This is a genomic window from Rhodococcus parequi, assembly GCF_046042785.1.
Taxonomy (GTDB): domain Bacteria; phylum Actinomycetota; class Actinomycetes; order Mycobacteriales; family Mycobacteriaceae; genus Prescottella; species Prescottella parequi.
This window is the reverse complement of sequence record NZ_JBDLNV010000006.1, coordinates 242,726-268,648: the sequence shown is the minus strand read 5'-3', so window position 1 is coordinate 268,648 and position 25,923 is coordinate 242,726. Positions and strand designations below refer to the sequence as shown.

Here is a 25,923-nt window from a genome sequence, read left to right as displayed (position 1 = left end):
GATCAGTCCCGCGCCAGGAAGGCGTGCAGCTTCTTCACCGCGTGGTCGATGGTGAAGGTTGCGGGCTCCTGCCGGGGCGGGAACTCCTTGAACGTCTCGAGGAATGCCGTGCCGATCGCGGTGCCGTAGAAGGCGATGTAGTCGTGGTCGAGGAACCAGTCCCAGTACGTGTTCGACGTGACGTCCGCGCGCTCGAAGGGATCGGTACGCAGGTTGAACAGCTTCGGCACCCGCAGCTCCGTGAACGGCTCTGCCCAGATTCCGAGGGTGCCCTGCGCCCGCTGCTCCATGAAGACGATCTTCCAGTTCTCGAACCGGACGCCGAGAACGTCACAGTCGTCGGAGAAGTAGACCATGCCCCGGCGCGGACTCTTGTCCACCTCGCCTGTGAGATACGGAAGCAGGTTGTAGCCGTCGATGTGCACCTTGAACGTCTTGTCGGCGACGGTGTGCCCGGACTTCAGCTTGTCGACGACGTCCGCGTCTCCCGCCGCTGCGAGAAAGGTGGGCAGCCAGTCGTGATGCTGGACGATGTCGTTCGACACCGTTCCCGCCGCGATCCGGCCGGGCCACCTGATCACCTGTGGAACCCGGAACGCCCCTTCCCAATTGGTGTCCTTCTCGCTCCGGAAGGGTGTGGTCGCGCCGTCCGGCCACGTGTTCGCGTGCGGCCCGTTGTCGGTGCTGTAGATGACGATGGTGTCGTCGGCCAGACCGAGCTCGTCCAGCACATCCAGAACCGATCCGACGTTCTTGTCGTGGTCGATCATCGTGTCGTGGTACGGCGATTGCCAGATGCCGGCCTGTCCCAGGCTTTCCGGTTTGGTGTGGGTCCGCACGTGCATGTGGGTGAAGTTGAGCCACACGAAGAACGGGGTCTCGGCCTCGTGCTGCCGACGGATGAAATCGACACAGGCGTCGGCGATCTCGTCGTCGATCGTCTCCATCCGCTTCTTCGTCAGCGGTCCGGTGTCCTCGATCCGCTGTCTGCCGACGCGGCCGAACCTCGGATCCTCGGTCGGATCGTCCTCGTCGGTGGCCCACGAGCGAAGGACCCCGCGGGGACGCTGCAGGTTGTACAACCTCGGATACCGATCCTGATCCGGGTAGTCCGGAAGTTCCGGCTCCTCCTCGGCATTGAGGTGATACAGGTTGCCGAAGAACTCGTCGAAGCCGTGCGCGGTCGGCAGATACTTGTTGAGATCACCCAGGTGGTTCTTGCCGAACTGGCCGGTGGCGTAGCCGAGTGGCTTGATCAGCTCCGCGATCGTCGGATCGTCCGCCGAGAGACCGACGTCGGCGCCCGGCATGCCGACCTTGCTCATCCCGGTCCGGTAGACGCTCTGGCCGGTGATGAACGACGCACGCCCCGCCGTGCAGCTCTGCTCACCGTACGAGTCGGTGAACTTCATGCCCTCGTCGGCGAGTCGATCGATGTTGGGGGTGCGGTAGCCCATCAATCCTTCGCTGTAGCAGCTGAGATTGCTGATCCCGATGTCGTCTCCCCAGATCACCAGAATATTCGGCTTCGAATCCGGCATCACACGTCTCCTCGTCCGCTCCGCGTATCGTTTCGTCCGATATCGAGATCAGGCTGCGCCCTCCGGATGCCGGCCGCATCACCCGTTCGGGATGAGTCCGGCAGCGGCGGCCGTCATGTGACCGGCAGGACGGGGCCGGGCGCCGGCTCGCGGTCGTCGGTATCGGGCGCAGGTGGCGGATTGTCGGCCTCCGAGGGGATCGGATCGTCCCCCACCTTCTCGCCGATGAGGACGTTCACCCATCGGGTGGCCGGATCGATGTCGAGCAGCATGGCTTTGACCAGCAGAGTCATCGGAATGGCCAGCAACGCACCGAGCGGGCCGAGTACCCAGGCCCAGAACACCAGCGCCAGGAAGGTCACCGTGACACTCATTCCGACGGCGTCCCCGACGAACTTCGGCTGGATGATCGACTGGATGACGAAGTTGATGACGCAATAGACCACGATGACCCACACCATCAGGCCGGGCCCGCCGTCGAGCAGCGCGAGCAGCGCCGGCGGGATCACGCCGATCACGAATCCGATGTTGGGAATGTAGTTCGTGATGAACGACAACAGTGCCCACAGGACCGGCAGCGGCACCCCCATCAGCCACAGCGCCCCGCCGTCGAGCACCGCCACGATGAGGCCGAACACGGTGGACACGACCAGGTACTTGCGTGTACCCGCAGCGAAAGTCGAGAGCGCATAGGCGATCTCGGGTCGACTGCGCGCCACGATCTGCATCTTCTTGCCGATGCTCATCCCGTCGAACGCCATGAACAGCAGCAGCGCCAGGATGAAGAAGAGGTTGGAGAACACCCCGAGCAGGCCCTGCAGCGCTGATTCGATCAGTCCGACGACCTTGCCGACGTCGATGCTGCTGAGCACGTTGTGGATCTGCTCGGAATTCACACCCGCGCCGGCCAGGAACGATCGAACGTCGTCCAGCAGGTCGTCCACCGTGTCCGCGTACTGCGGCAGTTGGGTGGCGAGTTGCGCCGCGGACAGTGCCAGGGCCCCGATCAGGCCGATGAGGATCAGATACACCACGAGCACCGTGGTGATCATCCCGAGCCACGCGGGAAGCCCGCGTCGCTGCATCCAGGACTGGATCGGCTGGACCGCGACGGTGAGCATGAGCGCCAGGAACACCGGCCCGAGGATCCCGGCGAAGACCTTGATCCCGGCGATGGACACCACGGCGCCCGCGCCGGCGAGCAACACGATCAGCCCGCGGGGAATCGCCCACGGCGCCGGCGTCAACGTGGGTACCGGCACCGCGGGCACGGTCCGGCCGGATCGCGATCTGTGTGAGCGAGTCATCGTCCCTCCCGGACCGAGAGTGAGTTGTCGATCAGTCCGCGAACACCTCCCGAAGGTGCGCCTCCTGCTCGTGGGACAGATTGGTGGAGATCAGTTCGGCGTGCTGGCCGTGGAACTCGTCGTGCACGCGATCGAGCGTGGCATCGGAAGTGAGCACGAACAGCGCCGACGTGCCCGGCGTGATCTGGTCCTTGAGTCGCTTGATGAAGTCGTCGTCGATTCCGACATCGGTCAGTGCCCCGGTCAGCGCGCCGACGGCCGCCCCGACGGCAATTCCGATCAGGGGGATGAAGAACAGAATGCCGAAGAGCAGCCCCCAGAAGGCGCCGCCGAGTGCGCCCGCGCCGGCGAGGTTGTGGAGTTGCCTGGTCTTCGGCTTCCGGTGCCCTTCCGGCCAGCTCACCACGGCCGCATCGTGAACGGTGAGCAGCTCCTGCTTTCGCAGGTCCTCCAACGTCGCGACGGCGGTATCGGCGCCGGTGGGGGAGGCGAACTTCCAGACAGTCAGTGTTCCTGCCATGATCATCTCCTCGAGGTCGAGAGCCGGATCGGCCCTGTCAGCACCGTAGGCGCTGAACCCTCGCGAGAACTCACACCTTTCGGATGAAGTACCGACGCATCCTCGGCCGCGGCGCGTCGGATCAGCCGGCGACAGGCGCCGTGACCCCGAGCGAGAGCGCCCCCATGACCTTCGGAGCACCCTTCTCGTAGAAGCTGTCGAGATCCGCGATCTCGAACCCCGCGGCACGCACCAGGGCGGGGATGTCGCGGGTCAGATGGCAGCCGCCCGCGACGGTCTTCTGGATCGGCTCGAGCCGGCGCTGCCAACGCCGAACCTTGGCGTGCGGCGCGAGTCCGTGTTCGACGAAGTGCAGGGTCCCGCCCGGCTTCAGGACGCGTCGCACCTCGCGCAGCGCGGCATCGACGTCGGGAATCGTGCACATCGTCCACGTGGACAGTGCGGTGTCGAACGTGTTGTCGGGGAACGGCAACGACTGGCCGTCGAGACCGGATCGCTCGACGGGAACGCGCGAGCCGGCGAGACGCTTGCCGGCGATCTTCCACGCCTCGTCGGCGGGTTCGACGGCGCTGACGGAATCGACCGCGTCCGGGTAGAAGGGGACGTTGAGGCCCGACCCGAAGCCGATCTCGAGCACCCGGCCGTGGAGGTCCGCGCACGCCCGCCGCCGCGACGCCTCGGTCAGCGACATCCCGCACGAGACGTCCACCAGGTGCGGGACGATCCGATCCACGTAGAACCCCATGTCTGCCGGCCTCCCGATCCGCTCGTCACTCCCCCGACCCGACCTCGAATTCTCCACCGTAGGCGAGCGCGAGGAAGGTCCGCACCCCGTTCACGAGGGCACGCTCGTCCAGGTCGAAGTTCGGCGTGTGGAGATCGTGCCGCGGGCTCGTGCCGTCCCACACACCCAGCCGTGCCATGGCACCGGGAACGTGCTCGAGATACCACGCGAAATCCTCACCGCCACTCGACTGTCCGGCCTCGGCCAGGTTCTCGAGCCCCACGACGGCCCGGATCGCGGAGATCATCTCGGCGGTCGCCTCGGGATCGTTGACCACCGGGGGAACGCCCTGCACGTAATCCAGCTCGTGGTCGACGGCGTACGGCGCGAGCAGTTCCGCGATGCTCCGGCGGACCAGCGGTTCCACCGTCGCCCACGTCCGGTGCGACGCGCTGCGCAACGTGCCCACCAGTTCCCCCGACTCCGGTATGGCGTTGCCGGCGCGGCCGGCCCGGATCCGTCCCCACGTCAGGACGGTGGCGGTGCGGGCGTCCAGTCGGCGGTCGAGCACCGACGCCAGGCCGGTCACGAGCACCGCGGCGGCGAAGATGAGATCACCCGTCAGATGCGGACGCGCCGAATGCCCTCCCGCCGAGTGCAACCGCACGGTGAGCATGGCGCCGGACGAGGTGATCGGCCCGGCCCGCGTGGCGATCTTGCCGACCTCGAGTTGCGGCGCACAGTGCAGGGCGAAGATCCGCGAGACACCCTCGAGGGCGCCGGCGGCGACGACCCCGACGGCCCCTCCCGGAGTCGTCTCCTCACCCGGCTGGAAGATCAGGCGCACCCGTTGCGGGGGCGGCTCGGCCGCCAGCACGGTCGCGGCTTCGAGGAGCATCGCGGTGTGCGCGTCGTGCCCGCACGCGTGGCACACCCCGTCGACCGTGGACGCGTACGACAGCCCGGTGGTCTCCGTCAGCGGGAGCGCGTCGAGGTCGGCGCGCAGCGCGACACACGTCGGGGTGTCCGGCCCGACGTCGCACCACAGCCCGGTGCCGCTCGGCAGCAGCACCGGCGCGAGCCCCACCGAACGGAGCTGGTCGCGCACCAGCGCGGTCGTCCGGAACTCCTCGAAGGACAGTTCGGGATGGGCGTGCAGATCCCGTCGCCACGCGACGAGCCGGTCGTTGTCGATGCGCATGCGGGCACCCCCGTCAGATCGCCGACACCGGGGCGTCGGACCGCGCCAGCCGGCTGGTCAGCCAGTTCACCATCGTCGTCGCGAGCGTGTCCCGATTCTCCCGCTTGACGATGTCGTGACCCTCGTCGTCGAACAACAGGAGCTCGGCGACACCGCCGTGCGCCCGCACCGACGCCACGACCTGCTCGGACTCGCTGACCGGCACGTTGGTGTCGTGGGCGCCGTGCACCACGAGGACAGGCGCCCTCAGCGCGTCGACGCGGTGGATCGGCGACAGCTCGGCCAGCAGTTCCCGATCGTGCTCGGGGTGGCCGTACTTGGGGTAGGCGGCTGCCGCGATCCACGGCTCGGTGTTGGCGTAGAAGGTTTCCAGACTGCTCATGCCGCACACCGCGATACCGGTAGCGAAGAGATCGGGGTGGAACGTGAGTGCCGCCAGGGTCAGGTAACCGCCGTACGAGTGTCCGGCGCACGCGACCCGCGCGGGGTCGGCGACACCGTTGTCCACGAGGTAGCGCACGCAGTCGGCGACGTCGTCGATGCCGGCGAATCGGCCGTACCGCTCGTCGGCGTGCACGAAGGTGCGGCCGAATCCACCCGAGCCACGCACGTTGGGCGCGAACACCGTGATGCCGGCCTGGACGAGCGCCGGGAAGTAGTCGCTGTACCCGGGTCGTTCCTGCAGTTCCGGTCCGCCGTGGAACCACAACATCACCGGCCCGGGCTCCTCCCCCGGCGCCCTATACAGCCAGCCGGTGAGCGGCAGCCCGTCGCGCGCGGTGAACTCGACGAGGATCGGGGCGTCGGCCCGGGTCATGCGGGTCCGGGCCGGTTCCACCGGACCCCACTCGCCCGTCCGCGGATCCACGATCTCCACGGACGGCGGCATCCCGGGGCCCTCGACCGTGACGGCCAGCAACGAGCCGTCCGCGCTGATGCTCAGCTCCGACGCCACCAGCCCGGGCAGCTGGATCGGCGTGTCGACGGTCCCGTCCGCGAGATGCAGGATCTGCAACTCGCTCAGCCCCTTGTAGTTCCACAGCAGGGCCACGGTGGTGTGGTCGTCGCTGACGACGAACTCGTCGAGTCCGCAGTAGTCACGCTCGGCCAGGACCCGGTAGGAGGCGCCCTGCTCGGAAACCGCCACTCCCAGCAGTCGCGCGAACTCCGCGCCGTTGTCGCTGCGCACCAGTGCGCGGATGTACTGCTCCGGTTCACCCTCGCTCGACGCCCACGGCGACCGGCGCCGGCCGAGCACACCGGACAGGCGGTGGTCGTCGAGTATGACGCCCGCGTCGGTGGTCGATCCGAAGTCCGCCGGCAACAACGGGATCCGACTACCGTCGGCGCGTTGCAGCAGCAGCTCCCGATGCCCGCGGGGACCCACCCGGAGCAGCGCCGCTCCGGCCCACGAGTCGACGAGGAAGGAGCCGACCCGGCGGTCGAGCGTGATCGTGTCCTGGGTCTGCGGATCGACCAGCCGCGCCTCGGCCACGCCCTCCTCGTCGGTCGCCGTGAGCGCCAGCCGATTCCCGTCCCATCCGATCAGTTCGGTGGAACACGCGTGCTGCGACCCGACCAGTCGCGCCGACCGGTCCTGGGGGTCGGTTCGCACCACCCACACCTGGGTACGGTTGCCGCCGTGGGGTGCCACCTGGCACGCGAGCCAGCCGCTGTCCGCCGAGTGCACGATTCTCGTCACCGGACCCGGCACGGGCAGTTCCACCGGGCGGTCCGTACTGCCGGGCCGTCCCGACAGGAAGCGTTGGACGGCCCAGGGATACCCTCCGTCGTCGACGAGGTGCGCGAATCCCGTCGCGTCCGGGGAAACCGAGGCGCCGGATGTGAAGCGGATATGCTGTCCGCCTTGCCGTTCCGTGAAGCCCTCGACTGTCACAGCCGTTCCATCGCCTGTAGCCACATCTCCAGCAATCCCACCTGCCACAGGGTGTTCACTCCGCGTGCGGTCCGGATCTCGTTGGGAGCAGAGAACAGTGCGTCGAGAGCGTCCGGTCGATACAACCCGCGCTCGCGGACATTGCGGCTGCGCAACGCGTCCTGGACGAGGTCGAGAACGCCACCCTCGAGGTGCCGGATCCCGGGCACCGGGAAGTACCCCTTCGTCCGGTCGATCACCTCGCTCGGCAGGAGACCGCGGCTGGCCTCCTTGAGCACACCCTTGCCGTCACCGGCCAGCTTGAGTTCCGGTGGGCAGCTTGCCGCGAGCTCGACGAACTCGTGGTCGAGGAACGGCACCCGGGCCTCGAGTCCCCAGGCCATGGTCATCGTGTCGACCCTCTTCACGGGGTCCTCCACGAGCATCACCGTCGTGTCGAGACGCAGCGCGGCGTCGACGGAGGTGTCGGCGCCCGGAGCACTGTGGTGCCGGACGACGAATTCCGTGCTGACGTCGCGATCGAGGCAGTACTCGGGGCGGAGCAGTAGCGCGATGTCGTCGTGGGTGCGGTCGAAGTACACCTTGGCGTACGCCTCGGCGGACTGCTCCCGGGCCACCCCGACCAGCGGCGGATACCAGTGGTAGCCACCGAGGATCTCGTCGGCGCCCTGACCGGACTGCACCACCTTGACCGACTTCGAGACCTCTTCCGAGAGGAGGAAGAACGCCACGCAGTCGTGGCTGAGCATCGGCTCACTCATCGCCTCGATCGTCTTCGGCACGGCCGCCGGCAGCCGCGCCGGATCGATGTGGATCTGGTGGTGGTCGGTGTCGAACGTCCGCGCCACCAGATCGGAGTAGAAGTATTCGTTTCCGGATTCTCCTCCGGCGGAGTCGAATCCGATACTGAAGGTCGCCAGGTCCCGCTGTCCCTGTTCGGCGAGCAGTGCCACGAGCAGACTGGAGTCGATCCCGCCCGAGAGCAGTACGCCCACCGGTACGTCGGCGACCATCCGCCGCGACACGGCCCTCCTCAGCGAGTCCATCAGGGCGTGCTGCCACTGCTCCGACGTCCACGACGCCCGCTCGGGGGACGGCTCGAATCTGGGCTCCCAGTACTGCCGTTCGGTGGCACTGCCGTCGGGCTGCACCACCCTGATCGTCGCCGGCGGGAGCTTGCGTACTCCCTCGAACATGGTGTGCGGCGCCGGGACCGCCGCCGCGAAACTCAGGTAGTGGTGCAGGGCCACACGGTCGATCGTGGTGTCGACGCCGCCGCCGCGCAGCAGCGCCTGTAACGTCGAGGCGAACCGAAGCCGTCCCGGCAGCTCCGCGAAGTACAGCGGCTTGATCCCCAGCCGATCCCTGACGAATGTCACTACGCCCGTGTCGAGCTCGTGCACCGCGAACGCGAACATGCCCTTGAATCGGTGGACACAGTCCGCGCCCCAGCGGTGGAAGCTCTTGAGCACCACCTCACTGTCCGCCGTCGAGAAGAATCGGTAACCGGCCTGCTGCAGATCGGCACGCAGTTCCTTGTAGTTGTAGATGCAGCCGTTGAACACCAGCGACAACCGGAGATCGCTGTCGACCATCGGCTGCCCGCCCCGCGTCGAGAGGTCGATGATGCACAGGCGGCGATGGCCGAACGCCACCGACTGCTGGGCGTACGCGCCGGCTGCGTCCGGCCCGCGCGTGACCATCGCGTCGGTCATCCGGGCGACGGCCCCGACGTCGGGCGTCGCGCCGTCGAAACGCACCTCACCGCATATGCCACACATGTTCGGCAACTCCTCCCGGGATGTCGTCCCCGGTCACGGTCCGGGGGTTTCCGCCGCCCCGCCGCGACGGGTTCGGCTCACGGAGCCCGTAGTCCGGGCCCACCCGTCCCGCGGTCTCGGCCGCGAGCAGGTCGACGACGTCGGTCAGCCGACCCCGTCGCAGCAGGATGCGGCGCTGTCGCGCCGACGAACTTCCCACCCGCAGAGTGGTGGCGGCCAGCGTGGAGACCACGTCCCAGTCGCCGGCCGACTCGAGGTGGGGTCGCAGCGACCCGATCAGGCTCTCCACCACGTGCGGCGCGGGGCGCGGCGCCACCGTCTCCACATCGACCAGGTCGCCCTCGAGACCCGAGCGCGCCGCCCGCCACATGGCCGCGCGAACCAGCGTGGGCGAAACTTCCAGCGCCGGTCGCCCCTCGCGGAGGCCCGCGGCCTCGCGGTCGACGAGCGCGCGGAACAGTCCGGCCACGAGCGCGATCGTGTCCACCGACGGGCAGCTGTCGCACACCCGCAGCTCGAGCGTCGAGTATCGATCGGACGGTCGGAGGTCGAAGTACACCATCCCGGGTCCGCTGATGACGCCGCTCGCGACGAGGTCGGCGATCAGCCGGTCGTACTCGGCCGCCGATTCCACCGGCGCCGCCGGACCGGTGGTGGGCCAGCGACTCCACACGAGCGATCGCATGCTGGCGTATCCGGTGTCGGTGCCGTCGGCCCAGAACGGCGAGCTCGCGCTCAGGGCGAGGAAGATCGGCAGGTAGAGGGCCACCCGATTGGCGATCCGGACGGCCTCGTCGCGGTCCGCCACGTCCACGTGCACCTGGGTACCGCAGATCAGCTGTTCCCGGGCGAGGAGCTGATAGTCGGCGAGCATTCGCCGGTACCGGGGAGTCTCGGTGACGGCCATCTCGGCGGGCACCGAGAGGGGCACTGCCCCGGCGGCCACCACGCCGACACCGAGTTCGGTCGCGGTATCGACCAGAACCCGGCGTCGATGGATCAGGTCCGCGCGCAGATCGCCCAGATTCGGGAAGACCCCGCTGTTGACCTCGACGACGCAGCGCTGCAGTTCCTCGACGTAGACGTCCCCGGGCAGCCGCCGCAGCAGGTCCGGCGCGCGCGTGACGAGTCGCCGGGTCTCCGCGTCGATGAGGTGGAACTCCTCCTCGACACCGAGGTTACGGCCGCTCATCCGGGGTCCTCCGTGTCCGTCGACGAGTGATCCGGGCCGTGCCTACTGCCGCACGCGACCGACTCGTCGACCGCTTACCCTGACCGCCGGGATTTCAACCAGGCGCCCGAATCAGTGTTCGCACCCTGGCCCCCGCCGCGGCACACCTTTCGACGTTCGTTGGCAGGTTGATACCCACCCGCAACCTTGCGACCCGGTGGCGAAGGGAGCTAACGAGGCCCTGCGCAGCAGTTGGGATCGAGCACCAGACGGAGGGCATCCAGCGAATCGCCGCGCGCCCGGTAGTAGACGTTCATGCCGCGACGCTCGGACTCCACCATGCCGGCCTTCCGCAGCTGACCGAGGTGATGGCTGACGGTGGACTCCGCGAGCCCGACGGCGGTAGCGAGATCGCAGGTGCAGACCCCACCGGCGGCTGCGGTGAGCAGGATCGACACGAGCTTGATCCGAACCGGATCGGCGAGCGCCTTCAATCGGAGTGCGACCTGCAGCGCCTCGTCGTCGCTCATGGGAGCGGCGGAAACCGGAGCACAGCAGATCGGCGTACTGACGTCGAGGACCGGCAGAGCTTTCGGCATGACGACGATCCTACGCACCTCCTTGACTTATGTCGAAAAGGTGAGGAGGGTGGGAATGCAAGCAATTCGACATATATCGCACAGGTGGAGGCATGTCATGTCACGCGCCCAACTCGCCCTCAACGTCGACGACCTGCAGGAGGCGGTCACCTTCTACTCCAAACTGTTCGGGACACACCCCGCCAAACTGAAGCCCGGCTACGCCAACTTCGCGATCGCCGAACCCCCACTGAAACTCGTACTGCTCGAGAACCCCGGCCAGGGCGGGACGATCAATCACCTCGGCGTCGAGGTCGAGTCACCGGAGAAGGTCCACGCGGAGATCGCCCGCCTCACCGACGAGGGCCTGTTCACCGACGAGGAAATCGGCACCACGTGCTGCTTCGCCACCCAGGACAAGGTGTGGGTCACCGGCCCGGCCGGCGAGAAGTGGGAGGTTTACACCGTGCTCGCCGACTCGGAGACCTTCGGTTCCAGCCCGCGGCACCTCGACGGCCCACGGGCAGCTCAGGACGACGTGTGCTGCGGAACGGATGCAGAGAACGATTCGTCCTGCTGCTGAGCATTCTCGTCCGCCCATTCTCACCCACGCAGTTGGATATATAGATATCGCCAAATGTTGATGCATTCCGATATCGAGTGGTGCGGGACACATTCTATTGCCATTTACCGCCGAATTCCGGAAGCTGTTCGAGGGATTTCCCCATTCACCACCGATACATAGGAGATCACTGATGGGTTCCGCCGAGTTCATTCCTTACCTCGACTTCATCGCCGACTTCGCCGGCGCTGCTGCCGATCTGTTCGGCGCGTTGAGCTTCTTCACCGGATCCGCAGAGTCCGCCGGCCAGCTGCTCGGCTAGCCGATTACCTCAGCCGGAACGGGGTGTCACTGCGACTCGGTCGGCCCCGCAGTGGCACCCCGGCCTGGACGTCGCCGCGTCAGAGCGGCCGCCGTCCCCGATCGAATGCGAGTACCGAGTGGAGATTCGACATTCCCTGAAGTCGCTGAAAAAGCGACCCGGGCCCCAGGTGGTACGACGCAGAGGAAAGGTCTACGTAATCAATAAAAGAGATCCCCGATTCAAGGCACGTCAGCGGTAAGGAATTTTCGGCTACCCGTTCTCCGGCACGACACCTGCCGGCCAGGGCAGGAGTTCGGCAATCAGCGCTTCCACCCGGACGAGGATCTCGTCACGAATGGGCCGGACGGCTGCCAGTCCCTGCCCGGCAGGATCGTCCAGCACCCAGTCGCGGTAGGACTTTCCAGGGAAGACCGGGCAGGTGTCGCCGCAGCCCATCGTGATCACGACGTCCGATGCCTGCACCGCGCCGACATCGAGGATCTTCGGGGACTGCGCAGAGATGTCGATGCCGACTTCGGCCATCGCTTCGACGGCTGCGGGGTTCACCTGGTCGGCCGGTGCGCTGCCGGCCGATCGGACCTCGATCCGATCCCCCGCGAGGTGAGCCAGGAATCCGGCGGCCATCTGGGACCGGCCGGCGTTGTGAACGCATACGAAGAGGACGCTGGGAACGGTCATCTACTCAGGACTCCTTCGACGACGCCTGGGCGAACCCGGAGCGCGTGAACCGCTTACGCAACGCCAGGGAAACGTAGACGAGTCCGACGAGCACGGGAACCTCGATCAGAGGGCCCACGACGCCGGCGAGCGCCTGACCCGAGGTGGCACCGTAGGTGGCGATGGCCACCGCGATGGCGAGTTCGAAGTTGTTGCCCGCCGCAGTGAACGCGAGCGTGGTGGTGCGCTGGTAGCCCAGCCCGATCGCCACGCCGAGCAGGTATCCGCCACCCCACATGATCGCGAAGTACGCCAGCAGCGGGATCGCGATCCGCACCACGTCCATTGGCTGCGAGGTGATCCGCTCGCCCTGCAGCGCGAAGAGGATCACGATCGTGAACAGCAACCCGTACAGCGCCCACGGACCGATCCTCGGCAGGAAGGCCGACTCGTACCACGCTCTGCCCCTGAACTTCTCACCGAAGAATCGAGTGAGGAACCCGGCCAGAAGTGGGATTCCGAGGAAGATCAGAACGGACTTCGCGATCTGCCACGGCGAGGTGTCGATCGTGGTCTGCTCCAAGCCGATCCAGCCGGGCAGGACCGACAGGTAGAACCAGCCGAGCACGGCGAACATGATCACCTGGAACACCGAGTTGATCGCCACGAGTACCGCGGCTGCCTCCCGGTCGCCACACGCAAGGTCGTTCCAGATGATCACCATGGCGATACAGCGGGCGAGGCCCACGATGATGAGGCCGGTCCGATATTCCGGCAGGTCGGGCAGGAAGATCCAGGCGAGCGCGAACATCAGCGCCGGACCGAGGACCCAGTTGAGCAGCAGCGATCCGAGCAGCAACCGCCGGTCACCCGTGACGGTGTCGAGGCGGTCGTAGCGGACCTTCGCCAGTACCGGGTACATCATGATCAGCAGGCCGAGGGCGATCGGCAGCGAGATGCCGTCGATCTCGACCGTGCTCAGGGTGTCTCCGAGTCCCGGGATCATCCGGCCAAGGAGCAGGCCTACGACCATCGCGACGCCGATCCACACCGGCAGGAACCGATCGAGCGTCGAGAGCTTGCCGACCACAGCAGTCCGGTTGCTCGTGTCGGTCACCGGACGATCTCCACGACCGGCCGGCAGGCCGAGCCCGCGACGCCACCCCACTCCGCGGACAGCACCGTCGAAAGCTGCTCCAGCGCCGACGGAATCACGCGGTAGTACACCCAGGTTCCGCGCCTTTCGGAGTCGAGTAGCCCGGCCTCTCGCAGCACCTTCAGGTGGTGGGAGATGGTCGGCTGGGACAGATCGAAGCCGGGCGAGATGTCGCAGACACAGCTCTCCCCGCCCTCGTGGGCGGCGATCAGACTCAGCATCCGCAGCCGCACCGGATCGCCGAGCGCCTTGAACATGCAGGCCAGATCGCCCGCGCGGTCCTCCGCGAGAGGCGGACCCCCGAGCGGGGCACAGCGGGCCGGCTCGACATCCTGATTCGACATACATCTATATTGACATCGATCGAACCAAGCAGGCCCGGAGGGTGCACTCAGCGGGTCATTCCGCGACCGTCCGGTAACCGAGCATCATGTCGTGGTCCTCGTGGTCGAGCATGTGGCAGTGCCAGACGTAGCCCTGTAGCGGACCGGAGGCGGCCGGTGCCGCGTCGTGCCCGGCGTGCGCGGGTGTGCCGTGGCCACCGTGCTCCGGCGACACCGGCGCCGCGATCTCGCCGACGCCGAAGGTCGCGTCCGGGTCGAATCCCAGCCGGCCCGCCGTCGGGAACACCGCGACGATCCGGGTCACCGTGCCCGGGTTCGCGACCACGGTGTCCTTGTCTCCGGACTCCCACGGTTCCGGTGGGACGCGCGGGCCGGTGACGAAGGCGTCGACGGGCGGCGCCCACTTGGTGCCGACCGGCGGGGCCGGATTCTCCCGGACGTACCGCGCCACGTCGAAGGCCTGCCGCCCGAGAACCCGAAAGTTGACCAGATGCAGGTGGATCGGATGCGGCTCGGGGGTGACGTTGACGATGTCCCACTGTTCGACGGCGCCCTGCCGTGGCATCTCGATATCGGAGTCCCCGAACCGAAGGTTGTTGAGGGACATGAGCACGCTGCCGCTGGACGGGTCCGGCAACTGCATCACCGTGACGGTCCGCTGCACCTGCGGTGTCGGGACGGGCTCGAGGTCTGTCGGCTGCCCGGCCCCACCACGCAGCGTCTCCGGCACCGCACCGGTGAAGCCCCGGGTGTCCGCCACCCGGAATCGGCAGAACAGGGGCATCGCGCGTGCGCCGCGCTGCGACGCCGCGAGCGGTGGCGGTTCGTCGTTGCACAACTCCACCGTCCCGCCGGGTTCGACGGCGCCGAAATCCACGAGCAGGTCGACGCGCTCACCGGGGGCGAGTCGCACGCGCGTCGTCGGCACCGGCGCGGCGAGCAGGCCGCTTTCCATCCCGAGGACCCAGAAGCGCATCCTGTTGCCGAAGAAGAGGTTCCACACACTGAACGACGCGGCGTTGACGAGCCGGAGGCGGTACATCCCGCGGGCCACCTCGAGTTCCGGCCAGATCTTGCCGTTGACGACACCGACATCGCCGGGTGTCCCGCCGTCCCACCGCCCCTGCGGCACCACGGGGGTCGCCCGGATGCTCTGACGCCCGTCGGCGGTGAAGATCTTCTCCTGCAGGACCAGCGGCATCTCGAACTCACCGGACGGCAGGCCCCACGCATTACCGGTTGTCCCCGTGTCGAATTCGTCGCGCAGCAGGAACACGCCGGCCAGTCCGGCGTACACGTTGAGTCGGGTGATGCCCATCGCGTGGTCGTGGTACCAGAACTGCGTGGCCTCGTGGACGTTCGGATAGTGGTGCACGTGCCCCTGCCCGGGCCGCTGCAGGAACGCCGGGTGTCCGTCGTGTTCGGGCGGAGTCACGGCTCCGTGCAGGTGGATCGACGTCGGCACCGCCGTCCGGTCCTGCTCGGTGACGCCGTGCAGCGTCGTGTCGAAGTCCGCGGCGAGCGGGTGGACGCCTATCTCGTTGCGGTAGGCGACCGTCACCGCATCGCCGGCATGCGCCTCGACCGTGGGACCCAAGTAGTCCATTCCCCCGTACGCGAGGGCCGGGGAGGGATCCAGGTCGCGATGGAACCGGTGCGTGGTGCTCGCGGCCCGCAGTTCGAGTTGCGAGCCGGTCAGCACCGGGATCCGGGGCAGCGGATCGACGAAGGGCTCGAGCTGGGGCGACGCGAACAGCTGGGGGCGCGCCGGATCGATGTTCCCGAGGTCGCCCAGGTCCTGCGCCCGCACCGCGGCAATCCCCGCCGCCCCGGCCCCGATCGCCCCCGCCGTCCATGCGAGCCCGCGATTGAACGCGCGCCGCGAGATCCGTCCGCTCATGTCACGTCACACTCCCCCGTGGTCGCCCTGCCGGAGCACGCCCGCACGACGGTACGCCGGAACCGTCTGCCGCCCTGACCCTTTGCGAGCATCCACCCGGATTCGCCGTCCCGTTCCCGGCGAGCCGGACGAATCACCTCGTGGAACCTTTCCACTTCGCGGGAACTCGTATGGCAGGAGGACACGATCCGAGACAGGCTGGTGTGTCCTGATGACATTTGCGACAAGACAGAGGCTGACGATGGCTATTGAGATCAGTTACGAGGACTCCAAGCGGGAACTGCACACCGATCAGGGTGTCCTCCGGTACCACCAGGCCGGCGACGGTCCGCCGCTGCTGCTGCTGCACGGTTCGGGCCCCGGTGTAACCGGTTGGCGTAACTACCGCGGCGTCCTCGCGGACTTCGCGGAGCACTTCACCTGCTACGTCCTCGAGTTCCCCGGCTTCGGCGTGTCCGACCCGTGCGACGGCCACCCGATGGTCGAGGCCGTGGGCGCCGTCCCGACCTTCCTCGACGGACTGGGTCTCGGCGCGGTCGACATCATCGGCAACTCGATGGGCGGCGGCGTCGGCGCGAACATCGCGATCTCGCATCCCGAGCGGGTGAACAAGCTCGTCTCGATCGGCGGCATCGGCAAGAACGTCGTCTCCCCCTTCCCGGGCGAGGGCATCAAGCTGCTCACCGAGTTCACCGACAACCCGTCCCGCGAGAGCCTGGTCCGCTGGCTGCACTCGATGGTCTACAACCCGGCCGTGGTGACCGAGCAGCTCATCGAGGAACGCTGGGCACTGGCCACCGAGCCGAAGACGCTCGAGATCGCCCGCCGCATGTACAGCAGCAAGGCCATGAAGGCGATGGCCGCCGCAGCCGCGCAGGCCGACATCACGCCGTACTGGGCGAAGCTCGGCAAGATCAAGGCTCCGACCCTGATCACGTGGGGTCGCGACGACCGCGTCAGCCCCGTCGACATGGGTCTGCTGCCGATGCGCGACATCCCCAACGCCGAGTTCCACGTGTTCCCGAACTGCGGCCACTGGACGATGATCGAGGCCCGCGACGCCTGGCTGTCGTCGGTGCTCTCCTTCCTGCTCCGCGACCGCGCGTAACGGATGACGGTCGCCGCGGGTCACCGGTCGTCCGGTGACCCGCGGCGATCGGGAACCGTCATCGTCGGCCGGTTCCTCACCAGCAGCCAGACCGGCAGCACCGCGATGCACAGGACCGGCAGCACCGACACGGAGCCCACCATCGACACCGGGATGAAGATCCCGAGCCAGCAACTGCGCACCGCGACCACCACGGCGCCGAGCACCCCGCACGCGATCGCCGGCGCCACCGGCACTCCCGGCACGAGCGCGTGCCCGATCAGGCCGGCGAGCACGCCGAGAGCCGCCGACGCGATGACCCGGCCGCCCCGGAAACCACTCGCGGCGGCCACCGCGAATGCGGCGAGACTGCACCCGCCCAGCACGAGCAGGCGCGGAAGCGACACATCCGGCGCCGCCGCCACGAGGTCCCGCATCGTCCCGATGTCCTTGAACATCGACTCGCGTCCCCCCACCGCGCCCAGCAGCCCCAGGACGAGACCGCCGAGTCCCGTCATCGGCACCGGATTCGGGATGCGGTGGAACGACGCGTGCAGGGCACGGTGGGCGTACACCACGCCGAGCACCACAACCGCGGTCACGGTCGCGATCACGATCCCGCCGACGACGTCCCCCGGCGCCACCGTCGAGTAACCGGGCACGTCGAGGGTCAGCACCGGCCGGTCCAGGACCGCCATCGTCGCGGCACCGGCACCGGCCGCGACCAGCGGCGTCAGGATCGCATCCCACAGGTTGCCGCGTATCCGGCGCCCGGTGAGTTCGAGGTACGCGAGCGGCGCGGCGACGGGGGTGCCGAACTGGACGCCGATCGTCGCCACCGTCGCGAGCACCGCGACGCGGTCCGACGCGATCCCCGGCACCACCTTCGCCACCAGCCACACCGCCACGGCCGCGTTGACCGAGATGAGGACGTTCTCGGGGCTCAGGCTGACGCCGGCTCCGAGCGCGAGGACCAGCGCGAGGACCAGGCTCGGTAGCGCCCGGAGTGGCGTCGACGGCCCGATCAGGCCCGCGGTCGCCGAATCCCGCCCGCCGTGCCCCGGTGCCAGCCACACGACCAGGCCGACGACGATGCCCGCGACCGTCAGCACGATCGCGATCCACCAGGCAGCGTCTCCCGCGAACCCCAGTGCCCGCGGGACACTCTCGTACAGGACGACGGCCAGCCCCCGTGCCTGCGCGAGGACGGCGATCGGGATGGCGGCCGCACCGACACCGACGAACAGGGCGAGCACCGCCTCGCGCGCGATCACACGGGCGTCCGGGCGCTCCTCGTCCTTCAACGGCGCCTCCGGCGGCTCGGGATGGACGCTCCGCCACCGTACTGCGCGGAGGCGGAGCCGGGCACGCCATCCGATTCGGCTGCCCGCCGGCGCCGCCCGGTTCGCCTACGCTGTCGGAATCCGTCGGGACGGCGACCGTCTCCCCGGCGTTGGTGCGTTCGAAGGGGATGCCGTGCGATCGTCGAGGTTCAATGTCGCGCTGGCCCGGGAAGCACTCGCCGCCCGTTCGGAGTCCGCGCAGGGCTGGTTGCGTGGCACCGCACCCGGCCGGACGGTGCAGCGCATGCTGTCCGGCTTCGTCGACATCGAGTGGGCGGACCGCTCGATGACGCTGGCGGCCCAGTCGTTCACGTCGGTGCTGCCGGTGGTGATCGTGGCATCGACGATCGGAAGCCACGACAGTTTCACCAAGGGCTTCTTCGACCAGTTCGGTATCGACATGGACAGCGTCGACGTGAGTACCGACGGCTTCGGTGTCGACGAGCCGTCCTTCGCGGCCTTCGGCATCGTCGGGCTGCTGATGGTGCTGCTCGGTGGGACGTCCTTCGCCCGCGCCCTGGGCCGGATGTACGGGCGGGTGTGGCACGTCCCGACGCTGAAGTTCGCGAGCTGGTGGCGGTGGATCGCGGTGCTGCTGTCGGTGGCGGCGTGCGCCGCGCTGATCGGCGCCACCCGGGTGTTGCTCGGCGTGCCGTACCTGGGCAGTTCGCTGGTCCTCGTGGCCCAGTTCGCCGTGTGGGCGGGGCTGTGGACGCTGGTGCCGTATCTGCTCACCGAGCGCCGCCTGTCGGCCCGCGTCCTGTGGGCGACCGGAGTGATCACCGCTGCGGGGCTGACGATTCTGAGGATCGGCGGCAACGTCGTCCTGCCGCGGACGGTGGCGACCGCGGAATCCAAGTTCGGCGATCTGGGCCTGGTCTTCACCGCGATCGGCTGGATGTTCGTCGCGTGCGGCATCGTCGTCGGCGCCTCGGTCGTCACGAAGGCACTCGCGCTCGACGAGGGACCGGTCGGGCGTTACCTGCGCGGTCCGGCGGAGCCACTCACGGAAACCTCGATGATTCGCTGAAGGAGCGCGCCGGCTTCACCCGCCTGCGTGCGGAGTTCGCGGTCGCGGGGCGCAGCGAAACCCCAAGCGTCGCAATGTCCGGCCGACCGCCCAGCCGAGACCGTTACAGCATCGTTACCCATGAGACTGACCACTCGGTTTGCCCTGTTCATGGCGTTGCCCCGACGACGCGGCGGCCGTGTCGCGGTCCGCGCGCACGTCGGATACGCCCCCTCTGACCGACTTTGCTGTTGCAGGCCCGGCGTGCTGCGTCAATGGTGGAGAGGTGATCTTGGCCTCGGAGATCTTGGTCTCGGGATTACGCCAACCTGGATCACGTTCCGATGGTTCACATTTGGAAGGGGATGAACATGCAGTTGCGTAATCGGAAGACTCTCGGTCACGCGTTCGGCGGGGCTGCGATCGTCGCCGCGGCAGCGCTCGCGGCACCCGCCCTGGCCTCGGCCGAACCGGTCGAGCTGGCCAGCCCGACCGTCACGACAGGCGTCGAGGGCAACACGCTCTCGGTCACCGTCGCCAACACCAACGAGGACCCCACCACCAGCTGCGGCGCCTTCGCGCTCGAAGCAACCAAGCTGCCAGCCCTGCAGGCGGATCCGAGCAAGATCACGGAGCCTGGTTTCCTGTCGTGGCAGACGGATGTCGCCGATCGAGTGGGCGCCGGAGCCGAGGACACGTTCACGACCGATCTCGGCGACGGCGTGTACGCAGTTGTGGGTGAATGCATTTCGCTCACCAACCCGGAACTGCCCGCCGTCGGTGACCCGCAGATCGTGCCCGTCGGTGGCCTGCTCGGCAGCGTCGACCTCGGCAGCCTGCAGGACCTCCTGCCGGCCGACCTCGACCTGGGTAGCCTCCAGGATCTGCTGCCCGCCGACCTCGGCGATCTGCTCGCTGGTCTGCCCCTCGGCTCCACGGCCCCGGCTCAGTAACGCAGCCTTTCGCGCTTCCCTGGGCGGCGCCGACACCCGATCGGGTGTCGGCGCCGTTTCCCTCCCCAGGGAGTCGGGTGGTCAGCTGCCGAAGGCGAATCCGGAGAAGACGCTCTGGAAGGAGCCCGCGTACTGCGGGACGAGCTGGAAATCGACGAGATTCGCGTTGCCCAGGTCCAGATCGATCGACCGGGTCGGGTCGTCGGCGCCGCAGCCGGCCGGCGGGACGACCTCGACGGTGTAGTCGGTCTTCGCCTCGAGCCACTGGAAGAAGTAGAAGCCGAATTCGTTGGTCTCGGTGGTCGCGAGGAGACCGTTGTCGTCGCTGACATTCACCGTGACTCCGGACGTGCCCACGCCCGCACCTTCGGGGCATCCGGTCACCGTCCCGGTGATGTCGTGGACTGTGGTGACACGGAAGTCGACGTCGTAGACCGGTCCATCGGTGGTGTCCACCGCCCGTGTTCCGGGGAAGGCGCCGCAGCCCGCACCGATGTAAGGCTTGACGACATAGTTGCCGGGCGCCCTGTCGACGAAGGCATAGTCCCCTTCGGCATCGGTGGCCACCGAATCGATTCGGCCCGAGTCGTCCCACAGCTCGACCCAGATGCCGCCGGCGTTCCCCATCGGGTCACAGGTGTTGACCAACGTTCCCGCGACCGAGTCGTCCGACCGCGCCGAAGCGATCCCCGGAAGAGCCGCGACCAGACCCACGCCGAGCGCGAGGGAGGCCAGGGCGATGCGCTTCATGTTCACTGTTCTCGATTCGATCGAAACGATGCCACCCGCGGTGGCAAGCGCGTCCCCGTCGTTCGCGCCGCTGCGAAAGTTTGCACGGGTCACGATTGTCTCGTCAATGCGATCCGGCCAAGAGAGGCAATGATTTTCGATCCGCTCCAATCGCCGGAACAGGACAGAATTCACCCTTCGATTTCACCCTTCGGTGACGTTCGGTTCGGTCCGGCCACGATTCTCCCCGAGCACGCCCGCGAACCACGGCTCCGGGCATAGCCTGAACAGCAGGGCACATCCGGCCGAGATCCGTAAGGAGCACTCGATGACCCACTCGACGAGCGCGGAATCGACGGTTCGAGTCACCCGGACCGCAGTCAACTGGCGGCGACTGTGGGCGGGCGGCATCGCCACCGCGATCGTCGCCGCGCTCGCCGCGGTGGTGGGGGTACTGGCCGTGCGGGGCCCGATCGACGCCCCGGTGATCACACCGCCACACACCCCGTGGGACTCGCAGGTCACCACCGTGGCCGTCTACTCCGCGATCGCGGCACTGATCGCCACCGGACTGCTGCACCTGCTGCTGATCTCGACGCCGCGCGCATCGACGTTCTTCACCTGGATCGGTGTCCTCGCGACGGCCGCTGCCGCGCTGTGGCCGTTCAGCGTCGACGCCACCACCAAGTCGCAGATCGCCAGCGGCGCCATCTACCTCGTGGTGGGCATCGCGATCGTCTCGCTGCTGTCGGGGGTCGCGGCGTCCGCGCAGAATACGTTCACTGCACGCGCGTGACGAGAAAGGTCGACGGTATGCGCGCAGACCGCGGTTCCCGGCCGGCGCGCGTGCTCCTCGACGAACTCGCTGCCGAGTTTCTCCGGGAGCCCGGCGTCGAACTCGGGACGATGTTCCGCAGTCCCGGCCTGCGCATGTCCGGCAAAATCTTCGCGTTCCTCGGCCACGACGATCGACTGATCGTCAAGTTGCCGCGGGCACGCGCCCAGGAGGTCGTCGCCGCGGGCACCGCGCGTGAGGTCACGATGGGCCGACGGACGATGAAGGAATGGGTGTCGTTCGACTTCGACGACGACGACCTCGACGGCACGCTCGCGATGTGGCGCGACGCCGCCCGCGAAGCGCACGACTTCGTCTCCGGCGCTGCGTAACCGAGCCGTACCGGTCAGGCGCCGGGGATCCGGGCCGTCGCCTTGACCTCCACTACGATGCCCGGCATCCCGAGGGCCGTGACCCCGACCGCCGTCCAGGCCGGCCGGGCACCGTTCTGGAAGCGCGCCTTCGCGGCCATGAACTCGGTCATGTGTCGGGGGAAGTCGACGTGGAAGCTCATCAGTTCCACCAGATCCGACGGCCCTGCACCGTGTTCGGCGAGCAGTCTGCCGAGCGTCGCGAAGGCGAGGTCGTACTGGCGTTCCGGATCGGACGGGGCGCTGCCGTCCGCCTCGAGCCCGACCTGGCCGGAGCAGAACAGCAGATCGCCGCTGCGTACGGCGTCCGAGTAGCCGTACTCCTCTTCCCAGTTCTTCGACATCCGTGTTCCTTTCGTTTCGAGGTCAGCGCAGGTAGCCGGGGTGCGCGACCGGTTCGACCGTGCTGTCCCGGACGGTCCCGTCCAGCCCGCGGATCAGGATGTTCCGCAGCTCGCGCGGGTCGATGACGTCGTCGTAGAACAGCGTCTGCGCGAGCGCCCACGGGCCCGACGCCTCGTTCTCCACGAGCGCCCGGCGGGTGTCGTCGTCCTCCTTCGCGGTGCGTCCGCCGACATCCGCGGGAATGCCGCCGAGGGTGACCGCGGGAAAGGCGAGCGTCATCGTCTGGTTGTCGTACGGGTTGGCGCCCATCACCGAACTGCCGAACCCGAACGCCTTGCGCACGGTCACGTGGAACTTCGGGGTCCGCAGCCGGTGCTGCGCCGCGAACATCCGCGCACTGGCCTTGAGGATGCCGGCCTTCTCGGATGCGCTGCCCGCCATCACACCCGGGTTGTCGGCGAGGAACACCACCGGCAGGTGGAAGGCGCCCGCGAGTTGCAGGAAGGCCGCCGCCTTGTCCGCGGCCGCCACCGTCACCGCGCCCGCCGTCACCGTCGGCTGGTTCGCGACGACGGCAACGGCATGTCCGCCGATGCGCGCGAGCGCGGTGATGATCGACGTCCCGTACGTCGGCTGGATCTCGGTGACGGTGCCCGCGTCTGCGACGGCCGCCAGCATCACCCGCATGTCGTAGGGTCGCTTCTGGTTGACCGGGATCAGGTCGAGCAGTTCCGGAAGTGCCCGCTCCCCCACGTCGTGGTTGCCGCCGTCCGGCCCCACCCACGGCGGCCGCTGCCACGCGCTGCTCGGGAAGTACGACAGGTACCGGCGGGCCAGCGCCAGCGCGGCGTCGTCGGACTCCGCGAGATTGTGCGCCACACCCGACGTGTCGATCGCGACCTGCGGACCGCCGAGCGTCTGTTTGTCGATCTGCTCGCCGGTGGAAGCGGCGACCAGCGGCGGGCCCGCGGTGAACAGCGCGCCGTGCCCACCGACCATGATCACGAAGTCCGATAGCGGCGCGGCGAGCGCGCCGTGTCCGGCCGACGGACCCGTCACGATCGCCACGGTGGGCACGAGCCCCGACAGATCGGCCATCGCCTGAAGGTCGTTGGGCGCGGGACGGTTCCGCTCGAGCGCGTTGGTGGCGCGATGTCCGGCACCCTCGAGCATCATCACGAGCGGCACCCGGTTACGCAGAGCGAGCTGCGCGGCCCGGGCGCGCTTGGACGCGGCCGCGGTGCCGATCGACCCGCCGGCGACGGTGAAGTCCTCGGCGCCGACCATGATCGGACGGCCGTCGATCGTCCCGGACCCGGCGACGAATGCGTCCGCGGGAATGGCGGGATTCCCTGTGAGCGGCCCCAACTCGACGAAGGATTCCGGATCCAGCAGACCGGCGACACGGCTGCGGGCGTCGAGGCGCCCCGTCGCCCGATACCGCGCGAGTTTCTCGGCGCCGCCCATCGCCCGGGCCGCCGCCCTCCGCTCGGCCAGTCGCTCGAGCAGCGGCGCCCAGTCGGCGCCGTTTCCGGCATTCACCCTCGACCTCCTCGACACCGAGTGAGCCGGGTCACGTCGACGACCGGCGAGGTGAATGTACGAGGGAACGCGGGGGCCTGCAACAGGCGCCCCCGCTCACCGGAAACGGCGGACGACCAACCGCCGAGGGGCTACGCCGGGCGCTACCGCGAGGCCGCGCGCGGCGGCACTCACTGCGGCAGCGGGTCCCGCACGGCGTCGGCCTCCGCGTGGTGCAGGCGGCCGGTGTCGGGGTCCACTTCGACGGCGTGCGACGGCAGTTCGTGGACCGCGACGACGAAGTGCTGTTCGGGCGCCGGTCCCGCACCGGCCCGGGACGCCCGCGGCAACCCGGCGAGCGTCGCGGACACCCCGGCGGGCCGACGACGGGACGCGCCGTCCGCGTTCGGGGGCGCGAGTACGGGCTCACCGTCCGCACCGGCGCGCGTCGACACCCGCAGATACCTTGGAGTGGTGGCCAATTCGTAGCGGAACGCCTTGAGCATCGACACACACGCGAGCACCATGACGATCGAGAACGGCACCGCGGTGGCGATCGAGGCGGTCTGCAGGGCAGTCAACGATCCGGCGCCCCCGACCAGCAGCAGCACCGCGGCCGCGACGCCTTCCAGCACCGACCAGTACACGCGGGTCACCTTCGGTGTCTCGAGATCCCCACCGGTGGCGAGGATGTCGATGACCAGCGAGCCCGAGTCTGCGGACGTGACGAAGAAGAACACCACCACGGCGATCGCCAGCACACTGGTGATCGTCCCCAACGGCAGGCCGTCGAGGAGATGGAACAGCGTGGTGTTGGTGTCGACCGAGCCGTCGGCCGCGAGCATGTCGCCGTCATTGCGCTGGCGGAGGATCCCCGAGTCGCCGAACACCGTGAACCACAGCGACCCGATCAGTGTCGGCGCCAGCAGGACACCGAATACGAACTCGCGGACGGTGCGGCCCCGCGAGATGCGGGCGATGAACATGCCGACGAACGGCGCCCAGCTCATCCACCAGCCCCAGTAGAAGATCGTCCAGGTTCCGGCCCACCCGTCGTCCGCGAACGGTGACGTGCGGAGCATCATCTTCGGGAAGGCCTGGGTGTAGCCGCCGAGGTTCTGCACCCACGACTGCAGCAGGAACAGCGTCGGACCGAGCAGCAGGACGAACAATGCCAGGCCGGCCGCGAGGACCATGTTGATGTTCGAGAGCCACCGCAGCCCCTTGGTCACGCCGGTGACGACCGAGAAGGTGGCAAGTCCGGTGACGATCACGATGAGCCCGACGACGAACCAGTTGTCGGGATCGACCCAGCCCAGATATTCGAGGCCCGCCGAGATCTGCTGTACCCCGAAGCCCAGCGACGTCGCGACACCGAACAGGGTGCCCACGATCGCGATCGCGTCGATGGCGTGCCCGATCGGCCCCTCGACGCGCTTGCGTCCCAGCAGCGGCTCGAGCAGCCAGCGGATCGACAGCGGCCGCCCCTTGCGGTAGGTCATGTAGGCCAGGCCGAGGCCGACCACCACGTAGATCGCCCACGCGTGCAGACCCCAGTGGAACAGCGTCAGTTCCATCGCCTGGTTGGCGGCCGCATCGGTGGAGCCGGGGACACGCCCCGCCTCGGGCGGATCGACATAGTGCGAGAGCGGTTCGGCGACCCCGTAGAAGACGAGACCGATTCCCATGCCGGCGCTGAACAGCATCGCGAACCACGACAGCATGCCGAACTCGGGCTTCTCGTCGTCGTCGCCGAGTCGGATGTTGCCGATCCGGGAGAGCCCGCAGTAGAGGGCGAACAGCACGAATCCCGTCGCCGCCAGCACGTACCACCATCCGACGCCGTCGGTGATGGCGGTGTTCAGGCTGCCGAACGCGTCGCTCGCGGTGCCCGAGTAGACGACCGCGAAGGCGATCATCGCGAAAATCACCAGGGAGGCCGGCACGAACACCGGCTTCTTCAACCCTCGCCAGGCTTCTCGTATCGCTGCCACGTCGGTCCCTTCAGCGTGTGCGTCGAGCCGGGCCTGCACAACACACGAGTCGGCGGCCTCGGCGAACTCTGT

The 25,923-nt window shown here is 68.2% G+C and carries 25 protein-coding genes and 1 pseudogene; 8 read left to right on the top strand and 18 right to left on the bottom strand.

The window, feature by feature from the left end; all coding sequences use genetic code 11:
* Positions 1 to 2: 2 nt before the first annotated feature.
* The 9 genes and pseudogenes from ABEU20_RS18425 to ABEU20_RS18385 form a co-directional block, all read right to left on the bottom strand.
* Positions 3 to 1,541 (bottom strand): arylsulfatase, encoded by a 1,539-nt coding sequence (locus ABEU20_RS18425; RefSeq protein ID WP_420165826.1) that lies wholly within the window; start codon positions 1,539 to 1,541, stop codon positions 3 to 5.
* 113 nt (positions 1,542 to 1,654) lie between these two features.
* A complete protein-coding gene (locus tag ABEU20_RS18420) occupies positions 1,655 to 2,848 on the bottom strand; it encodes an AI-2E family transporter (RefSeq protein ID WP_420165825.1) in 1,194 nt (397 codons plus the stop codon).
* A 31-nt stretch (positions 2,849 to 2,879) separates the two neighbouring features.
* Entirely contained in the window at positions 2,880 to 3,368 is a 489-nt protein-coding gene (locus tag ABEU20_RS18415) for a DUF1269 domain-containing protein (protein ID WP_420165824.1), read from the bottom strand.
* Positions 3,369 to 3,489: 121 nt separating this feature from the next.
* A complete protein-coding gene (locus tag ABEU20_RS18410; RefSeq protein ID WP_420165823.1) occupies positions 3,490 to 4,113 on the bottom strand; it encodes a class I SAM-dependent methyltransferase in 624 nt (207 codons plus the stop codon).
* Positions 4,114 to 4,138: 25 nt separating this feature from the next.
* Positions 4,139 to 5,293, bottom strand: coding sequence for an amidohydrolase (locus tag ABEU20_RS18405; RefSeq protein WP_420165822.1), 1,155 nt, complete (start codon positions 5,291 to 5,293; stop codon positions 4,139 to 4,141).
* 13 nt (positions 5,294 to 5,306) lie between these two features.
* Positions 5,307 to 7,190: an alpha/beta hydrolase family protein gene (locus ABEU20_RS18400; protein ID WP_420165821.1), complete on the bottom strand. Its 1,884-nt coding sequence runs from the start codon at positions 7,188 to 7,190 to the stop codon at positions 5,307 to 5,309.
* On the bottom strand, positions 7,187 to 8,971 hold the full coding sequence (locus tag ABEU20_RS18395; protein ID WP_420165820.1) for an N-acetylglutaminylglutamine amidotransferase: 1,785 nt from the start codon (positions 8,969 to 8,971) through the stop codon (positions 7,187 to 7,189). The genes ABEU20_RS18400 and ABEU20_RS18395 overlap by 4 nt, the downstream gene beginning before the upstream one ends.
* Before the next feature lie 40 nt (positions 8,972 to 9,011).
* Positions 9,012 to 10,163 (bottom strand): annotated as a pseudogene (locus tag ABEU20_RS18390) (carboxylate-amine ligase); the annotation flags it as partial.
* A gap of 209 nt (positions 10,164 to 10,372) precedes the next feature.
* The gene (locus tag ABEU20_RS18385) at positions 10,373 to 10,741 is read right to left on the bottom strand and encodes an Rv2640c family ArsR-like transcriptional regulator (protein ID WP_420165819.1); all 369 of its coding nucleotides are present in this window, start codon (positions 10,739 to 10,741) and stop codon (positions 10,373 to 10,375) included.
* A 97-nt stretch (positions 10,742 to 10,838) separates the two neighbouring features.
* Here ABEU20_RS18385 and ABEU20_RS18380 point away from each other — a divergent pair, with 97 nt between their 5' ends.
* The 3 genes from ABEU20_RS18380 to ykgO all read left to right on the top strand — a co-directional run bounded on the left by ABEU20_RS18380 (position 10,839) and on the right by ykgO (position 11,845).
* Positions 10,839 to 11,303 (top strand): ArsI/CadI family heavy metal resistance metalloenzyme, encoded by a 465-nt coding sequence (locus ABEU20_RS18380; protein WP_420165818.1) that lies wholly within the window; start codon positions 10,839 to 10,841, stop codon positions 11,301 to 11,303.
* 172 nt (positions 11,304 to 11,475) lie between these two features.
* A complete protein-coding gene (locus ABEU20_RS18375; protein WP_420165817.1) occupies positions 11,476 to 11,604 on the top strand; it encodes a hypothetical protein in 129 nt (42 codons plus the stop codon).
* A gap of 118 nt (positions 11,605 to 11,722) precedes the next feature.
* Entirely contained in the window at positions 11,723 to 11,845 is a 123-nt protein-coding gene (ykgO, locus tag ABEU20_RS18370) for a type B 50S ribosomal protein L36 (RefSeq protein ID WP_420165816.1), read from the top strand.
* 11 nt (positions 11,846 to 11,856) lie between these two features.
* On the opposite strand, the gene ABEU20_RS18365 is transcribed toward ykgO, so the two are convergent.
* From ABEU20_RS18365 to ABEU20_RS18350, 4 genes are read right to left on the bottom strand one after another with little or no spacing between them, the layout of a single operon-like run.
* Positions 11,857 to 12,285 (bottom strand): arsenate reductase ArsC, encoded by a 429-nt coding sequence (locus ABEU20_RS18365; RefSeq protein WP_420165815.1) that lies wholly within the window; start codon positions 12,283 to 12,285, stop codon positions 11,857 to 11,859.
* Positions 12,286 to 12,289: 4 nt separating this feature from the next.
* The gene (gene arsB, locus ABEU20_RS18360; protein WP_420165814.1) at positions 12,290 to 13,381 is read right to left on the bottom strand and encodes an ACR3 family arsenite efflux transporter; all 1,092 of its coding nucleotides are present in this window, start codon (positions 13,379 to 13,381) and stop codon (positions 12,290 to 12,292) included.
* Positions 13,378 to 13,764, bottom strand: a complete 387-nt coding sequence (locus ABEU20_RS18355; RefSeq protein WP_420165813.1) for an ArsR/SmtB family transcription factor — start codon at positions 13,762 to 13,764, stop codon at positions 13,378 to 13,380. The genes arsB and ABEU20_RS18355 overlap by 4 nt, the downstream gene beginning before the upstream one ends.
* A gap of 55 nt (positions 13,765 to 13,819) precedes the next feature.
* Complete coding sequence (locus ABEU20_RS18350) at positions 13,820 to 15,664, bottom strand: multicopper oxidase family protein (protein WP_420165812.1); 1,845 nt, start codon at positions 15,662 to 15,664, stop codon at positions 13,820 to 13,822.
* 241 nt (positions 15,665 to 15,905) lie between these two features.
* Between ABEU20_RS18350 and ABEU20_RS18345 the strand changes: the two genes are divergently transcribed.
* Positions 15,906 to 16,772, top strand: a complete 867-nt coding sequence (locus ABEU20_RS18345) for an alpha/beta fold hydrolase (protein WP_420165811.1) — start codon at positions 15,906 to 15,908, stop codon at positions 16,770 to 16,772.
* A gap of 20 nt (positions 16,773 to 16,792) precedes the next feature.
* Here ABEU20_RS18345 and ABEU20_RS18340 read toward each other — a convergent pair whose 3' ends face one another.
* Entirely contained in the window at positions 16,793 to 18,055 is a 1,263-nt protein-coding gene (locus tag ABEU20_RS18340) for an ion channel protein (protein ID WP_420165810.1), read from the bottom strand.
* A gap of 172 nt (positions 18,056 to 18,227) precedes the next feature.
* Between ABEU20_RS18340 and ABEU20_RS18335 the strand changes: the two genes are divergently transcribed.
* Both ABEU20_RS18335 and ABEU20_RS18330 read left to right on the top strand, forming a co-directional pair.
* Positions 18,228 to 19,124, top strand: coding sequence for a hypothetical protein (locus ABEU20_RS18335; RefSeq protein ID WP_420165809.1), 897 nt, complete (start codon positions 18,228 to 18,230; stop codon positions 19,122 to 19,124).
* A 350-nt stretch (positions 19,125 to 19,474) separates the two neighbouring features.
* Positions 19,475 to 20,056: a hypothetical protein gene (locus tag ABEU20_RS18330; RefSeq protein ID WP_420165808.1), complete on the top strand. Its 582-nt coding sequence runs from the start codon at positions 19,475 to 19,477 to the stop codon at positions 20,054 to 20,056.
* An 81-nt stretch (positions 20,057 to 20,137) separates the two neighbouring features.
* Here the strand turns inward: ABEU20_RS18330 and ABEU20_RS18325 are convergent, their stop codons facing one another.
* Positions 20,138 to 20,806: a hypothetical protein gene (locus tag ABEU20_RS18325; protein WP_420165807.1), complete on the bottom strand. Its 669-nt coding sequence runs from the start codon at positions 20,804 to 20,806 to the stop codon at positions 20,138 to 20,140.
* Positions 20,807 to 21,113: 307 nt separating this feature from the next.
* On the opposite strand from ABEU20_RS18325, the gene ABEU20_RS18320 reads away from it, so the two are divergent.
* Complete coding sequence (locus ABEU20_RS18320) at positions 21,114 to 21,581, top strand: DUF6069 family protein (RefSeq protein ID WP_420165806.1); 468 nt, start codon at positions 21,114 to 21,116, stop codon at positions 21,579 to 21,581.
* Between the two features lie 17 nt (positions 21,582 to 21,598).
* On the top strand, positions 21,599 to 21,952 hold the full coding sequence (locus ABEU20_RS18315; RefSeq protein WP_420165805.1) for a hypothetical protein: 354 nt from the start codon (positions 21,599 to 21,601) through the stop codon (positions 21,950 to 21,952).
* Positions 21,953 to 21,966: 14 nt separating this feature from the next.
* On the opposite strand, the gene ABEU20_RS18310 is transcribed toward ABEU20_RS18315, so the two are convergent.
* From ABEU20_RS18310 to ABEU20_RS18300, 3 genes are all read right to left on the bottom strand, one after another.
* Positions 21,967 to 22,335, bottom strand: coding sequence for a RidA family protein (locus tag ABEU20_RS18310; protein ID WP_420165804.1), 369 nt, complete (start codon positions 22,333 to 22,335; stop codon positions 21,967 to 21,969).
* A gap of 22 nt (positions 22,336 to 22,357) precedes the next feature.
* Positions 22,358 to 23,878, bottom strand: coding sequence for an acyl-CoA carboxylase subunit beta (locus tag ABEU20_RS18305; protein ID WP_420165803.1), 1,521 nt, complete (start codon positions 23,876 to 23,878; stop codon positions 22,358 to 22,360).
* 170 nt (positions 23,879 to 24,048) lie between these two features.
* Complete coding sequence (locus ABEU20_RS18300; protein WP_420165802.1) at positions 24,049 to 25,851, bottom strand: BCCT family transporter; 1,803 nt, start codon at positions 25,849 to 25,851, stop codon at positions 24,049 to 24,051.
* Between the last annotated feature and the right edge of the window lie 72 nt (positions 25,852 to 25,923).